The following is a 14,590-nucleotide window of genomic DNA, read 5'->3' as shown; positions in this document are numbered from 1 at the left end:
CTACAATATTAGTGACTACACAATGAACGTGTCGAACAGTCAACTCCGCAGATCAGACCTCAAAAACCCTACTCAAACCCGCCGTAACTTCGGTCTAGCGGGTGCGGCCGCCGGGTCCGATGGTCTTCGCGCAAGCGCTCATCCGATGGTCTTCGCGCAAGCGCTCATCCGCCGGGCTTCCACAGCACGTCGCCGTCCGGATTGGCGACGCGCGACAGGATGAACAGCAGGTCCGACAGCCGGTTGAGGTATCTCGCCGGCAGCACGCTGATGGCGTCGCCGTGCGCGGCCACCGCCTCCCAGGCCGATCGTTCGGCGCGCCGGGCCACCGTACGCGCGAGGTGCAACTGCGCCGACAACGGCGTCCCGCCCGGCAGGATGAAGGAGGCCAACGCGGGCAACGGCTCGTTGAACTCGTCGCACCAGGATTCGAGTCGGTCGATGTAGTCCTGGGTGATCCGCAGCGGCGGGTACTCGGGGTTCTCCGCGACCGGGGTGGAAAGGTCGGCGCCCGCGTCGAAGAGGTCGTTCTGGATCTGGCGCAGTACGGCTGAGACGCGCTCCGCGGGATTGCCGAGCGCGATCGCGACGCCGATCGCGGCGTTCGTCTCGTCACAATCGGCATAGGCGATCAGACGCGGGTCGTTCTTGCTCACCCGGCTGAAGTCGCTGAGTCCCGTGGTTCCGTCGTCACCGGTTCTGGTGTAGATGCGGGTGAGATGCACGGCCATGGGTCAAACCGTACTAGGCGGGCGGCGTGGGACCTCGCCGGAAACTGACACGGCTGGAGCCGCTGTTTACACTGACCGGCGTGAGTGAGCGATTCGTGGTGACCGGCGGCAACCGGTTATCTGGCGAAGTCGCGGTGGGGGGAGCGAAGAACAGTGTGCTCAAACTGATGGCCGCATCGCTGTTGGCCGAGGGGACGAGCACGATCACGAACTGCCCCGACATCCTCGACGTCCCACTGATGGCCGAGGTGCTCCGTGGGCTCGGTGCGACGGTCGAGCTCGACCGCGACGTCGTGCGCATCACCTCACCGGACGAGCCAAAGTACGACGCCGACTTCGCCGCGGTACGCCAGTTCCGCGCCTCGGTATGTGTGCTCGGTCCGCTGGTCGGGCGGTGTAAGCGCGCCCGGGTGGCGTTGCCCGGCGGTGACGCGATCGGATCGCGCCCACTCGACATGCACCAAGCGGGCCTGCGCCAACTCGGCGCTCGCTGCAACATCGAGCACGGATGCGTGGTCGCCGAAGCCGACGAGCTGCACGGCGCGGAGATACAGCTGGAGTTCCCGTCGGTCGGGGCCACCGAGAACATCCTGATGGCGGCGGTGCTGGCCAACGGTGTGACGACGATCCACAACGCCGCCCGAGAACCCGACGTCGTGGACCTGTGCGCGATGCTCAACCAGATGGGGGCGCAGATCAGCGGCGCCGGGTCGTCGACCATGACGATCACCGGCGTCGACCGCCTCTATCCCACCGAACACCGGGTGATCGGCGACCGGATCGTCGCTGCGACGTGGGGGATCGCCGCGGCGATGACCCGCGGCGACATCTCGGTGACCGGGGTCGACCCGCAGCATCTGCAGTTGGTCCTCCACAAACTTCACGACGCGGGCGCGACCGTCACCCAGGACGACAACGGATTCCGGGTGGTGCAGTACGAGCGGCCGAAGGCGGTCAACGTCGCGACTCTGCCTTTCCCCGGGTTCCCGACAGACCTACAACCGATGGCGATCGGGTTGGCGGCAATAGCCGACGGCACGTCGATGATCACCGAGAATGTCTTCGAGGCGCGGTTCCGGTTCGTCGAGGAGATGATCCGGCTGGGCGCCGATGCCCGCACCGACGGGCACCATGCGGTGGTGCGCGGGATTCCTCAGTTGTCGAGCGCTCCGGTGTGGTCGTCGGACATCCGGGCCGGTGCCGGTCTGGTGCTCGCCGGCCTCGTCGCCGACGGCGACACCGAGGTGCACGACGTGTTCCACATCGACCGCGGCTACCCGCTCTTCGTGGAGAACCTCAAGGGTCTGGGTGCCGAGATCGAGCGCGTGACGTCGTCGCCGGCGGGCTGAGCCGCTCGACTCGGACCTTTCCGGCCCTATGAGCAGGCGATTTTGGCAACGGCGCAACCTGTGCGTAAGCTAGCGGACATACCGAAGGCCCCCGGCCGAAAGGCCCGGGCGGAACCCGGTTGACTCCCTCGAAACCATGCAGTACAGTATCAGGGTTGCCTGCGTAGCGGGTGTGTTGTTTGAGAACTCAATAGTGTGTTTGGTGGTTTTTGTTTGTTGTTTTTGTTTTTGGCCATGCTTCTTTTTCCCGTTTAGGGGTGTGGTTGTTTTTGCCAGATTTTTGTCTGGTTGTGATCGGATTTTCCTGATTGCCTTTTTGAGGTTTTGTTTGGAGAGTTTGATTCTGGCTCAGGACGAACGCTGGCGGCGTGCTTAACACATGCAAGTCGAACGGAAAGGCCCTTCGGGGTGCTCGAGTGGCGAACGGGTGAGTAACACGTGGGTGATCTGCCCTGCACTTTGGGATAAGCCTGGGAAACTGGGTCTAATACCGAATACACCCTGCTGGTTGCATGACCTGGTGGGGGAAAGCTTTTGCGGTGTGGGATGGGCCCGCGGCCTATCAGCTTGTTGGTGAGGTTACGGCTCACCAAGGCGACGACGGGTAGCCGGCCTGAGAGGGTGATCGGCCACACTGGGACTGAGATACGGCCCAGACTCCTACGGGAGGCAGCAGTGGGGAATATTGCACAATGGGCGCAAGCCTGATGCAGCGACGCCGCGTGGGGGATGACGGCCTTCGGGTTGTAAACCTCTTTCAGTAGGGACGAAGCGTGAGTGACGGTACCTACAGAAGAAGGACCGGCCAACTACGTGCCAGCAGCCGCGGTAATACGTAGGGTCCGAGCGTTGTCCGGAATTACTGGGCGTAAAGAGCTCGTAGGTGGTTTGTCGCGTTGTTCGTGAAAACCGGGGGCTTAACCCTCGGCGTGCGGGCGATACGGGCAGACTTGAGTACTGCAGGGGAGACTGGAATTCCCGGTGGAATGTCTCTGGGGTGACGCTGGGACTGCGTGGGGAGCGAACAGGATTAGATACCCTGGTAGTCCACGCCGTAAACGGTGGGTACTAGGTGTGGGTTTCCTTCCTTGGGATCCGTGCCGTAGCTAACGCATTAACCCCGCCTGGGAGTACGGCCGCAAGGCTAAAACTCAAAGAAATTGACGGGGCCCGCACAAGCGGCGGAGCATGTGGATTAATTCGATGCAACGCGAAGAAACCTGGGTTTGACATGCGCAGGACGCCGGTAGAGATATCGGTTCCCTTGTGGCCTGTGTGCAGGTGGTGCATGGCTGTCGTCAGCTCGTGTCGTGAGATGTTGGGTTAAGTCCCGCAACGAGCGCAACCCTTGTCTCATGTTGCCAGCACGTGATGGTGGGGACTCGTGAGAGACTGCCGGGGTCAACTCGGAGGAAGGTGGGGATGACGTCAAGTCATCATGCCCCTTATGTCCAGGGCTTCACACATGCTACAATGGCCGGTACAAAGGGCTGCGATGCCGTGAGGTGGAGCGAATCCTTTCAAAGCCGGTCTCAGTTCGGATCGGGGTCTGCAACTCGACCCCGTGAAGTCGGAGTCGCTAGTAATCGCAGATCAGCAACGCTGCGGTGAATACGTTCCCGGGCCTTGTACACACCGCCCGTCACGTCATGAAAGTCGGTAACACCCGAAGCCGGTGGCCTAACCCTGTGTGGGAGGGAGCCGTCGAAGGTGGGATCGGCGATTGGGACGAAGTCGTAACAAGGTAGCCGTACCGGAAGGTGCGGCTGGATCACCTCCTTTCTAAGGAGCACCACGAGACTTGGACGCCGCCCACATCGTGTGGGGGTTCGGTGGTTTCGAGCGGTTCGTGATGATGGGCTTTGCCTGTAGTGGGTGGAGTTCGGGTGCGCAACAAACGTGTTCGGTCCGGCGGGAATCGGGTCGGCGAGGAGATTGCCAGACACACTGTTGGGTCCTGAGGCAACAGGCCTGCGGGCTCACTCCGATTATGGGGTGGGTGCCGGCTCTCGGAGTTGTTCGGGGGTTCTGGTTGCTGCCCTGCTTTGGTGGTGGGGTGTGGTGTTTGATTTGTGGATAGTGGTTGCGAGCATCTGGATGACGGCTTGCGCGGATGGGTTCGCTCCTCGATTGTGGGGTGGGTGTGTTGGTGTGGGTTGTTGTTCGGTGTAATGCAAATTTTTCTGATACCCGCATTCCCTGTTATGGGTGTGTGGGTGACTCATTTTTTGGTTTTGTGTTGTAAGTGTTTAAGGGCGCATGGTGGATGCCTTGGCATTGGGAGCCGATGAAGGACGTGGGAGGCTGCGATATGCCTCGGGGAGCTGCCAACCGAGCGTGGATCCGAGGATGTCCGAATGGGGAAACCCGGCACGAGTGATGTCGTGTCACCCGGCACTGAATACATAGGTGTCGGGGGGGAACGCGGGGAAGTGAAACATCTCAGTACCCGTAGGAAGAGAAAACAACAGTGATTCCGTGAGTAGTGGCGAGCGAAAGCGGAGGATGGCTAAACCGTGCACATGTGATACCCGGCAGGGGTTGTGTGTGTGGTGTTGTGGGGTGCGTCGATCTCAGATCTGCCGGTCTGGGCTGCAGTGAGAAAAGCTCGTGTTAGTCGAACTGGTTTGGGATGGCCGACCGTAGAGGGTGAGAGTCCCGTAGGTGAAAACATGTGCTCTGCAGTGATGTGTCCCCGAGTAGCAGCGGGCCCGTGGAATCTGCTGTGAATCTGCCGGGACCACCCGGTAAGCCTGAATACTTCCCAGTGACCGATAGCGGATGAGTACCGTGAGGGAATGGTGAAAAGTACCCCGGGAGGGGAGTGAAAGAGTACCTGAAACCGTGTGCCTACAATCCGTCAGAGCCTTCGTGTTAAAGCGTGGGGTGATGGCGTGCCTTTTGAAGAATGAGCCTGCGAGTCAGGGACATGTCGCGAGGTTAACCCGGGTGGGGTAGCCGTAGCGAAAGCGAGTCTGAATAGGGCGTATCACGTCAGTAGTGGCGTGTGTAGTGGTGTGTTCTGGACCCGAAGCGGAGTGATCTACCCATGGCCAGGGTGAAGCGACGGTAAGACGTCGTGGAGGCCCGAACCCACTTAGGTTGAAGACTGAGGGGATGAGCTGTGGGTAGGGGTGAAAGGCCAATCAAACTCCGTGATAGCTGGTTCTCCCCGAAATGCATTTAGGTGCAGCGTTGCATGCTTCTTGTTGGAGGTAGAGCTACTGGATGGCCGATGGGCCTCACAAGGTTACTGACGTCAGCCAAACTCCGAATGCCGACAAGTGAGAGTGTGGCAGTGAGACGGCGGGGGATAAGCTCCGTGCGTCGAGAGGGAAACAGCCCAGATCGCCGGCTAAGGCCCCTAAGCGTGTGCTAAGTGGAAAAGGATGTGCAGTCGCGAAGACAACCAGGAGGTTGGCTTAGAAGCAGCCACCCTTGAAAGAGTGCGTAATAGCTCACTGGTCAAGTGATTGTGCGCCGATAATGTAGCGGGGCTCAAGCACACCGCCGAAGCCGCGGCAATCAGATAGTTGTCTGGTTGGGTAGGGGAGCGTCCTGCATCCGGTGAAGCAGCCTAGTGATGGAGCTGTGGAGGGTGTGGGAGTGAGAATGCAGGCATGAGTAGCGATAAGGCAAGTGAGAACCTTGCCCGCCGAAAGACCAAGGGTTCCTGGGCCAGGCCAGTCCGCCCAGGGTGAGTCGGGACCTAAGGCGAGGCCGACAGGCGTAGTCGATGGACAACGGGTTGATATTCCCGTACCCGTGTGTGAGCGTCCCTGATGAATCAGCGGTACTCACCGCCCAAAACCGCTGTCACCGGCACCTTCGGGTGCGCGGGTCTGCGGGGCTGCGCGGGACCTTCGTTGGTAGTAGTCAAGCGATGGGGTGACGCAGGAAGGTAGCCGTACCAGTCAGTGGTTGTACTGGGGTAAGCCTGTAGGGAGAGGCCCAGGTAAATCCGGGTTTCACATGTCCTGAGAGGTGATGCATAGCCGATTGAGGCGAATTCGGTGATCCTATGCTGCCAAGAAAAGCCTCTAGCGAGTGCGCACACGGCCCGTACCCCAAACCGACACAGGTGGTCAGGTAGAGAATACCAAGGCGTACGAGTGAACTATGGTTAAGGAACTCGGCAAAATGCCCCCGTAACTTCGGGAGAAGGGGGACCCACATGGCGTGACAGGCCTTCGCGGTCTGGAGCGTGAGTGGGTGGCACAAACCAGTGAGAAGCGACTGTTTACTAAAACACAGGTCCGTGCGAAGTCGCAAGACGATGTATACGGACTGACGCCTGCCGGTGCTGGAAGGTTAAGAGGACCGGTTAACCCTTCGGGGTGAAGCTGAGAATTTAAGCCCCAGTAAACGGCGGTGGTAACTATAACCATCCTAAGGTAGCGAAATTCCTTGTCGGGTAAGTTCCGACCTGCACGAATGGCGTAACGACTTCTCAACTGTCTCAACCATAGACTCGGCGAAATTGCATTACGAGTAAAGATGCTCGTTACGCGCGGCAGGACGAAAAGACCCCGGGACCTTCACTACAACTTGGTATTGGAGTTCGGTTCGGTTTGTGTAGGATAGGTGGGAGACTGTGAAGCAGCCACGCCAGTGGTTGTGGAGTCGTTGTTGAAATACCACTCTGATCGTATTGGGCTTCTAACTTCGAACCGTATATCCGGTTCAGGGACAGTGCCTGGTGGGTAGTTTAACTGGGGCGGTTGCCTCCTAAAATGTAACGGAGGCGCCCAAAGGTTCCCTCAACCTGGACGGCAATCAGGTGTTGAGTGTAAGTGCACAAGGGAGCTTGACTGCGAGACGTACATGTCGAGCAGGGACGAAAGTCGGGACTAGTGATCCGGCACCTCTGAGTGGAAGGGGTGTCGCTCAACGGATAAAAGGTACCCCGGGGATAACAGGCTGATCTTCCCCAAGAGTCCATATCGACGGGATGGTTTGGCACCTCGATGTCGGCTCGTCGCATCCTGGGGCTGGAGCAGGTCCCAAGGGTTGGGCTGTTCGCCCATTAAAGCGGCACGCGAGCTGGGTTTAGAACGTCGTGAGACAGTTCGGTCTCTATCCGCCGCGCGCGTCAGAAGCTTGAGGAAATCTGTCCCTAGTACGAGAGGACCGGGACGGACGAACCTCTGGTACACCAGTTGTCCCACCAGGGGCACCGCTGGATAGCCACGTTCGGACAGGATAACCGCTGAAAGCATCTAAGCGGGAAACCCCCTCCAAGACCAGGCTTCTCACCCATCAAGTGGGATAAGGCCCCCCGCAGACCACGGGATCGATAGACCAGACCTACAAGCACAGCAATGTGTGCAGGGAACTGGCACTAACCGGCCGAAAACTTACACACAAAAATGTGTTGGTATTTCACGCCTCGCAACCACACCACACCAAAATCAACCACAACTGCACACCCCACCACCAAAAAACACTTCCCCCACCACACCGTGGGGGCACTTGAAAACAAGTGAAAATAGAGTTACGGCGGTCCATAGCGGCAGGGAAACGCCCGGTCCCATCCCGAACCCGGAAGCTAAGCCTGCCAGCGCCGATGATACTGCCCACCCGGGCGGAAAAGTAGGACACCGCCGAACACCCTTCACACCTCGGCCCTCCAACCACAAACGGAGGGCCGAGGTTTTTTCGTCTGTGGACTTTCAGCGATCAATCGAATAGCGCAGGAATGGCCGAATGGGGACGCGGCATGGTGCCGACCGGGTTATGGCTGTTGGCGTACCCGGCGGCGCGGAATGCGCCAGGTTGCATCGATCTGCTCGCCTGACCGTGCCTTTCCCTAGACTCGTCGGCATGAGCGGCGGCACGGGGCAGGCGGTTTCGGAGGGTCTCCTGAAGATCGAGGACTGCCTGGACGACGAGGGCAACATCGTCCTGCCGCCCGGTGTCACGCTCATCTCCCTCATCGACCGCAACGTCGCCGCCGTCGGTGACGCCGTGGCGTACCGCTACCTCGACCACACCGGCGTCGACCACACCGGCGCCGACGACGTGCGCGTCACCGAACTCACCTGGACCGACCTGGGTGTGCGGTTACGGGCGATCGGTGCGCGGCTACAGCAGCTCACCTCCCGCGGCGACCGGGTGGCGATCCTCGCCCCGCAAGGCCTCGACTACATCAGCGGCTTCTTCGCCGCCATCAAAGCCGGTGCCATCGCGGTGCCGCTGTTCGCCCCCGAACTGCAGGGCCACGCCGAACGGCTGTACACCGTGCTCGACGACGCCCGACCGACCGTCGTGCTCACGATTACCGCTGCGGCCGGCGCTGTCGAGGACTTCCTCGGCGATCTGGTCGACCGCCCACGGCCGCACGTCGTGCTGATCGACGAGATTCCCGATGCCGCCGGGGATGCCTTCGAGGAAGCCACGATCGACGTCGACGACGTCTCGCACCTGCAGTACACCTCCGGTGCGACCAGGCCCCCGGTCGGCGTCGAGATCACCCACCGGGCGGTCGGCACGAACCTGCTCCAGATGATCCTGTCGATCGACCTACTCGACCGGAATACCCACGGTGTCAGCTGGTTGCCGCTGTTCCACGACATGGGACTGTCGATGATCGGGTTCCCGGCCGTCTACGGCGGCCACTCGACGCTGATGTCGCCGACGGCCTTCCTGCGACGTCCTCAGCGATGGATCCGCGCGCTGGCCGACGGATCCCGGCACGGCCGCGTCGTCACTGCCGCGCCCAACTTCGCCTACGAATGGACCGCCCAGCGCGGGCTGCCCGAGGCCGGTGAGGACATCGATCTGGGCAACGTCGTCCTGATCATCGGCTCGGAACCGGTCAGCTGGGAAGCCATCGACGCCTTCTCCGCTGCATTCGCCCCGTACGGACTGCCGTCGACGGCCTTCGAACCGTCCTACGGGATCGCCGAGGCGACGCTGTTCGTCGCCACGATCGCCCCGGACGCGGAACCGTCGGCGGTGTACTTCGATCGCGGGCAGCTTGCCGTCGGGCGGGCGGTCCCCGTCACCGCCGACGCGCCGAGCGCGGTGGCGCAGGTGTCGTGCGGTCAGATCGCACGCAGCCAGTGGGCGGTGATCGTCGACGCCGAGTCGGGTGAGGAGCTACCCGACGGGCACATCGGTGAGATCTGGCTGCACGGCGAGAACATCGGCCGCGGGTACTGGGGCCGCCCCGACGAGACACGCGAAACCTTCCGTGCCGCACTGATACCCATAGTCGGTGGTCACGCCGACGGTGTACCGGAAAACGGTCGCTGGCTTCGCACCGGCGACCTCGGCACCTATCTCGACGGCGAGCTCTACGTCACCGGCCGCCTCGCGGATCTGGTGGTGATCGACGGGCGACAGCACTACCCGCAGGACATCGAGACCACCACGGCAGAGGCCACGTCGTTGGTCCGCCGCGGCCACGCCACGGCGTTCACCGTGCCCGACGAGCAGTTGGTGATCATCGCCGAGCGAGCCTCCGGAACGCGACGCGCCGACCCGGCGCGGGGAGTGGACGCGATCCGCGCCGCCGTGCTGCAGCGCCATGGCATCGACGTCGCCGACGTGCGTTTCGTCCCGGCCGGCGCGATCCCGCGCACCACGAGCGGCAAGCTCGCCCGACGGGCATGCCGCGCCGAATACCTCGACGGAACGTTGCGCGGCGCCTGAGGGTCAGGCCGGCAGGGCCAGCCGGGTCGGCTGGCCGTGGCCGCGCAAAGTCACCGTGCCGCCCAGCGTCCAGTGCGAGCGCTCGGAGTCGGTAGCGGCCTCGACGGCGTCGGAGGCGGCGAGGAGTCTGTTGGGCGCCGATTTCGCGAGTTCGCACAGCCGGGACGCCTCGTTGACCGGTTCCCCGATGACGGTGTACTCGAAGCGCTCTTTCGCGCCGACGTTGCCCGCGACCACCGTGCCGGCCGCCACACCGATGCCTGCCTGACATTCGGGGACCTCGTCGGCCAGGCGCCTGGCGATGGCCCGGGCCGCCGACAACGCCTCGTCCTCGGCGTTGTCGAGCGCGACCGGGGCGCCGAACACGGCCAGCACCGCATCGCCTTCGAACTTGTTGACCAGGCCGTGGTGGCGATCCACCTCGTCGACGATCACGGCGAAGAACCGATTGAGCAGTTCGACGATCTCCGTCGCGGGGCGACTGGTGACCATCTGAGTCGAGCCGATGATGTCGACGAAAACCACTGCGGCGTGGCGCTCTTCGCCGCCGAGCTCAATCTGCTCCTTCTCGGCCGCCAGAGCGACCTCACGGCCGACGTGGCGGCCGAAAAGGTCACGCACCCGTTCCCGTTCGCGCAATCCCTCGACCATCTTATTGAATCCCCGCTGCAGCTCACCGAGCTCGGTGCCGTCGAAAACGACCAACTGACAGTCGAGGTCGCCACGTTCGACGTTCTTCAGTGCCGCGCGCACCACCCGCACCGGTGTCGCGATCAGCCAGGACAGCAGCCACATCAGGATCAGCCCGAAGAGCAGTGCCACCATGGCGATGATCATCACGGCGACACCCAACTGTGTTGCGCTCAGATTCTGCATCGAGAGCGAGAACAACGCGAGAAGGAGGATGCCGAGCACGGGGACGCCGGAGCTGAGCAGCCAGACCGTCATGGTGCGGCCCATGACGCCGTGTGCGAACCGGCGTGGCGGGCGGCCGGCTTCGAGCGCCTGGGCGGCGATCGGCCGCAGCGAGAATTCGGTGATGAGATAGCAGGCGGTGGCCACCACGATGCCGGGGAATCCGACCCCGAACAAGAACCGGGGGACGAAGGCCGGATTCTGCAGGCCGTACAGCAACGTCAGCAGCGCGGTACCCAAGCCCCAGAACAGAAGCAGCATCTTCGCCACCTGCCACGGCGCCCGGAACACGTTGTACTGGTCGGTGCGGGTGGGAGTGCGCTCTTCGATGGCCCATCGCAACGAGCGGACCGTATGTGAGGTGATCCAGGCCGTGCCGAAGAGCAACGCGACCACCATGTAGGCGGGCACCACGCCCCAGGTCAACCATGCCGGCGCGTCGGAGAAGACGCTCGGCACCGGTATGGCCACGGCGTTGAGGAGCAGCGACACCCCGATGCCCAAGATGTTGGTGAGCAGGACGAAGAAGGTGAGGATCGCCTGGATCCGAACGCGTCGGCGACGCTGATCTTCTTCGGGCTTGCCCAACAGCCAGGAGCCGTAGTCAGGAGTGTCCGGCAGCCGCCCGCTCTGCCGGGTCACCTTCTCCAGGAGCAGGCCGAGTCGTTGTGGAACGCTCTTCTTGGCGGTTGTCGTCGCGTCCATTGTGACGCCAGCCTAATTTGCGCGGGTCCGCGAACCCTAATGTTGTGCGGGTGCGTCTCGTCATCGCCCAGTGCACGGTCGACTACATCGGTCGGCTGACCGCCCATCTGCCCTCTGCACGCCGACTGCTGCTGTTCAAGGCCGACGGCTCGGTCAGCGTGCACGCCGACGACCGCGCCTACAAGCCGCTGAACTGGATGAGCCCGCCGTGCTGGCTCAAGGAGGAGACCGGCGACGCGCACCCGGTGTGGGTGGTCCAGAACAAGGCCGGTGAACAGCTGCGTATCACCGTCGAGCAGGTCGAGCACGACTCCAGCCACCAGCTCGGCGTGGACCCCGGCCTGGTCAAGGACGGTGTCGAGGCTCATCTGCAGAAGCTGTTGGCCGAGCATGTCGAACTGCTCGGCGCCGGGTACACGCTGGTGCGCCGCGAGTACATGACCGCGATCGGGCCGGTGGACCTGCTGTGCCGTGACGGGGCCGGGCTCTCGGTGGCCGTGGAGATCAAGCGACGCGGCGACATTGACGGGGTCGAACAGCTCACCCGTTATCTGGAACTGCTCAACCGGGACAGCGTGCTTGCGCCGGTGTCGGGTGTGTTCGCCGCACAACAGATCAAGCCGCAGGCGCGCACGCTGGCGACCGACCGTGGGATTCGTTGCCTGATACTCGATTACGACCAGATGCGGGGTATGGGCAGCGACGACTACCGGCTGTTCTGAAGCACTAGACTGCCCACATGCCCAGGCGTCGCCCTCCGCCGCGCCGGTCGCGTCCGCTGCCTCCGGTGTTCACCGAGCGGCGCGTCGAGGCGGGTCCCGACGGTGACGACTACGAGGTGCGTCCGGTGGCCGGTTCGCGTGCCACCAAGATCTACCGGTGCCCGGGCTGTGACCACCAGGTCCGGCCGGGCACAGCACATCTGGTGGTCTGGCCGGCAGACGCGGGGGAGGCGGCGGTCGAGGACCGCCGGCACTGGCACACGCCGTGCTGGACGCACCGGGCCACGCGAGGCCCGACGCGCAGATGGTCTTAGTGCGTCAGTGCTCGGCCGCGGGCTCGACGAGCTCGATGAGCACGCCGCCGCCGTCCTTGGGGTGGATGAAGTTGATCCGGGAGTTCGCGGTGCCGCGGCGGGGCTCGTCGTAGACGAGCCGCACACCCTGCTCGCGCAGACGCTCGCTGAGTTCGTCGAGGTCGCTGACGCGGTACGCGAACTGCTGCAGGCCGGGGCCGCGCTTGTCGAGGAACTTGGCGATCGTCGAGGAGTCGTCGATCGGCGACATCAACTGGACCTGGGTGCTGCCGACCGCGGCACCCCGCACCGACAGCATCGCCTCGCGGATGCCCTGCTCCTCGTTGACCTCTTCGTGCACCACGATCATGCCGAGGTGGTCGTGGTACCACCTGATCGCATCGTCCAGATCGGGCACCGCGATCCCGACGTGATCGATCGCGGTCACCAGGGTGGCGGCCCGTACTGGACGGGCGTCAATCTGCTCGGCAGTCATATCAAAAAGGTAACCTAACGGCATCGGTTCCGAACATCTCAAGTCCGCTGTATAGCCTCATCGGAACCGCCTGAAACCCGCTTGGAGGTAGTGATGACGACGTCGGTGATCGTTGCTGGAGCCAGGACGCCAGTAGGCAAGTTGATGGGTTCGCTGAAGGACTTCTCGGGCAGCGAGCTGGGGGCGATCGCGATCAAGGCCGCCCTGGAGAAGGCCGGGGTGGCGCCCTCGGCGGTGGAGTACGTGATCATGGGTCAGGTGCTCACCGCCGGCGCCGGGCAGATGCCGGCCCGCCAGTCCGCAGTGGCCGCGGGCATCCCGTGGGATGTCCCGGCACTGACCATCAACAAGATGTGCCTGTCGGGTGTCGACGCCATCGCGCTGGCCGACCAGCTGATCCGCGCTGGTGAATTCGACGTCGTGGTGGCCGGCGGTCAGGAGTCGATGAGCCAGGCGCCGCACCTGCTGACCAACAGCCGCTCGGGCTACAAGTACGGCGACGTGACCGCGATCGACCACATGGCCTACGACGGCCTGCACGACGTGTTCACCGACCAGCCGATGGGTGCGCTCACCGAGCAACGCAACGACGTCGACCAGTTCACTCGCACCCAGCAGGACGAGTACGCCGCCCAGTCCCATCAGCGCGCCGCCGCGGCGTGGAAGGACGGGGTGTTCGCCGACGAGGTGGTGGCGGTGACGATTCCGCAGCGCAAGGGTGATCCGCTGGAGTTCAACGAGGACGAGGGCATCCGCGCCAACACCACGGCCGAATCGCTGGCCGGGTTGAAGCCGGCGTTCCGCAAGGACGGCACGATCACCGCGGGTTCGGCATCCCAGATCTCCGACGGCGCCTGCGCAGTGGTGGTGATGAACAAGGCCAAGGCCGAGGAGCTGGGCCTGACCTGGCTGGCGGAGATTGGCGCGCACGGTGTGGTCGCCGGGCCGGACTCCACCCTGCAGTCCCAGCCGGCCAACGCGGTGAAAAAGGCGATCGCCAAGGAAGGCATCACCGCCGACCAGCTCGACGTGATCGAACTCAACGAGGCCTTCGCTGCGGTGGCTCTCGCCTCCACCCGGGAGCTCGGCGTCGATCCCGACAAGGTCAACACGAACGGCGGCGCGATCGCGATCGGCCATCCGATCGGCATGTCGGGTGCCCGCATCACGCTGCACGCGGCGCTCGAACTGGCCCGCAAGGGCTCCGGCTACGCGGTTGCCGCGCTGTGCGGTGCGGGGGGCCAAGGCGACGCGCTGATCCTGCGGCGGCCCTGAGGCGTCGGCGGCCGACGTCTACGACGGCTTGTAGTAATCGCCGCCGGCGTAGGGCACAATGGCGGTCATGTCTGGTGCTTTCGATCTGCGCAATGCTGCCGGCTGGCTCCGGCTCGTCGGGCTGCTTGAAGCGGTGAGCTGGGTGGGACTGCTGGTGGGGATGTACTTCAAGTACCTCGGCAGCCCTAGCACCGAGATCGGGGTCAAGATTTTCGGACCCGTCCACGGCGGCGTGTTCGTCGCCTTCCTCGTGGCCGCTGTCGTCGCCGGCTTCACGCTCAAGTGGCGGGCGGGGACATGGTTGCCGGCTGGTGTGGCGAGCATCGTCCCGCTGGGCACTGTGATCTTCCTCATATGGGCTGATCGCACGGGCCGGATGGGAGGCGACGCCGTCTCCGCGCTGGGTCGGCCAGGCCGCCCGGCACCTGAAACGACGTGACAGACTTGC

9 protein-coding genes and 3 rRNA genes are annotated in these 14,590 nt (G+C 63.3%); 9 read left to right on the top strand and 3 right to left on the bottom strand.

The features are described 5' to 3' along the window. Positions 1 to 164: 164 nt before the first annotated feature. Complete coding sequence (locus G6N07_RS13480) at positions 165 to 731, bottom strand: cob(I)yrinic acid a,c-diamide adenosyltransferase (RefSeq protein ID WP_085191447.1); 567 nt, start codon at positions 729 to 731, stop codon at positions 165 to 167. An 80-nt stretch (positions 732 to 811) separates the two neighbouring features. Here G6N07_RS13480 and murA point away from each other — a divergent pair, with 80 nt between their 5' ends. From murA to G6N07_RS13455, 5 genes are all read left to right on the top strand, one after another. Beyond that, positions 812 to 2,080, top strand: coding sequence for a UDP-N-acetylglucosamine 1-carboxyvinyltransferase (gene murA / locus G6N07_RS13475; RefSeq protein ID WP_085191449.1), 1,269 nt, complete (start codon positions 812 to 814; stop codon positions 2,078 to 2,080). 325 nt (positions 2,081 to 2,405) lie between these two features. Next, positions 2,406 to 3,862: ribosomal RNA gene (locus G6N07_RS13470) — 16S ribosomal RNA — on the top strand. Between the two features lie 457 nt (positions 3,863 to 4,319). Next, positions 4,320 to 7,445, top strand: a 23S ribosomal RNA gene (locus tag G6N07_RS13465). Positions 7,446 to 7,575: 130 nt separating this feature from the next. Next, positions 7,576 to 7,689 (top strand): 5S ribosomal RNA (gene rrf, locus G6N07_RS13460). The 16S, 23S and 5S rRNA genes sit together here, the layout of an rRNA operon. A 214-nt stretch (positions 7,690 to 7,903) precedes the next feature. After that, positions 7,904 to 9,736: a fatty acyl-AMP ligase gene (locus G6N07_RS13455; RefSeq protein WP_085187333.1), complete on the top strand. Its 1,833-nt coding sequence runs from the start codon at positions 7,904 to 7,906 to the stop codon at positions 9,734 to 9,736. Between the two features lie 3 nt (positions 9,737 to 9,739). Here the strand turns inward: G6N07_RS13455 and G6N07_RS13450 are convergent, their stop codons facing one another. Further along, a complete protein-coding gene (locus G6N07_RS13450; RefSeq protein WP_085187336.1) occupies positions 9,740 to 11,356 on the bottom strand; it encodes an adenylate/guanylate cyclase domain-containing protein in 1,617 nt (538 codons plus the stop codon). 50 nt (positions 11,357 to 11,406) lie between these two features. Here G6N07_RS13450 and nucS point away from each other — a divergent pair, with 50 nt between their 5' ends. Both nucS and G6N07_RS13440 read left to right on the top strand, forming a co-directional pair. Next, positions 11,407 to 12,078: an endonuclease NucS gene (gene nucS / locus G6N07_RS13445; RefSeq protein ID WP_085187482.1), complete on the top strand. Its 672-nt coding sequence runs from the start codon at positions 11,407 to 11,409 to the stop codon at positions 12,076 to 12,078. 17 nt (positions 12,079 to 12,095) lie between these two features. Continuing rightward, complete coding sequence (locus G6N07_RS13440; protein ID WP_085187339.1) at positions 12,096 to 12,392, top strand: Rv1322 family protein; 297 nt, start codon at positions 12,096 to 12,098, stop codon at positions 12,390 to 12,392. A gap of 4 nt (positions 12,393 to 12,396) precedes the next feature. On the opposite strand, the gene mce is transcribed toward G6N07_RS13440, so the two are convergent. After that, positions 12,397 to 12,867, bottom strand: coding sequence for a methylmalonyl-CoA epimerase (mce, locus tag G6N07_RS13435; RefSeq protein WP_085187342.1), 471 nt, complete (start codon positions 12,865 to 12,867; stop codon positions 12,397 to 12,399). Positions 12,868 to 12,960: 93 nt separating this feature from the next. On the opposite strand from mce, the gene G6N07_RS13430 reads away from it, so the two are divergent. Both G6N07_RS13430 and G6N07_RS13425 read left to right on the top strand, forming a co-directional pair. After that, positions 12,961 to 14,142 (top strand): acetyl-CoA C-acetyltransferase, encoded by a 1,182-nt coding sequence (locus tag G6N07_RS13430; RefSeq protein ID WP_085187345.1) that lies wholly within the window; start codon positions 12,961 to 12,963, stop codon positions 14,140 to 14,142. Between the two features lie 58 nt (positions 14,143 to 14,200). Then, entirely contained in the window at positions 14,201 to 14,581 is a 381-nt protein-coding gene (locus G6N07_RS13425; protein WP_085187348.1) for a DUF3817 domain-containing protein, read from the top strand. Positions 14,582 to 14,590: the final 9 nt, after the last annotated feature.

Source organism: Mycolicibacterium doricum (genome assembly GCF_010728155.1).
GTDB classification, from domain to species: domain Bacteria; phylum Actinomycetota; class Actinomycetes; order Mycobacteriales; family Mycobacteriaceae; genus Mycobacterium; species Mycobacterium doricum.
The sequence above is the reverse complement of the archived record's forward strand: the minus strand, read 5'-3'. Positions and strand labels throughout refer to the sequence as shown.

Coding starts and splice junctions, on each gene's coding strand:
- G6N07_RS13480 (WP_085191447.1), bottom strand. CDS start 731: ATGGCCGTGCATCTCACCCGCATCTACACCAGAACCGGTGACGACGGA.
- G6N07_RS13430 (WP_085187345.1), top strand. CDS start 12,961: ATGACGACGTCGGTGATCGTTGCTGGAGCCAGGACGCCAGTAGGCAAG.
- G6N07_RS13455 (WP_085187333.1), top strand. CDS start 7,904: ATGAGCGGCGGCACGGGGCAGGCGGTTTCGGAGGGTCTCCTGAAGATC.
- mce (WP_085187342.1), bottom strand. CDS start 12,867: ATGACTGCCGAGCAGATTGACGCCCGTCCAGTACGGGCCGCCACCCTG.
- G6N07_RS13440 (WP_085187339.1), top strand. CDS start 12,096: ATGCCCAGGCGTCGCCCTCCGCCGCGCCGGTCGCGTCCGCTGCCTCCG.
- G6N07_RS13425 (WP_085187348.1), top strand. CDS start 14,201: ATGGCGGTCATGTCTGGTGCTTTCGATCTGCGCAATGCTGCCGGCTGG.
- G6N07_RS13450 (WP_085187336.1), bottom strand. CDS start 11,356: ATGGACGCGACGACAACCGCCAAGAAGAGCGTTCCACAACGACTCGGC.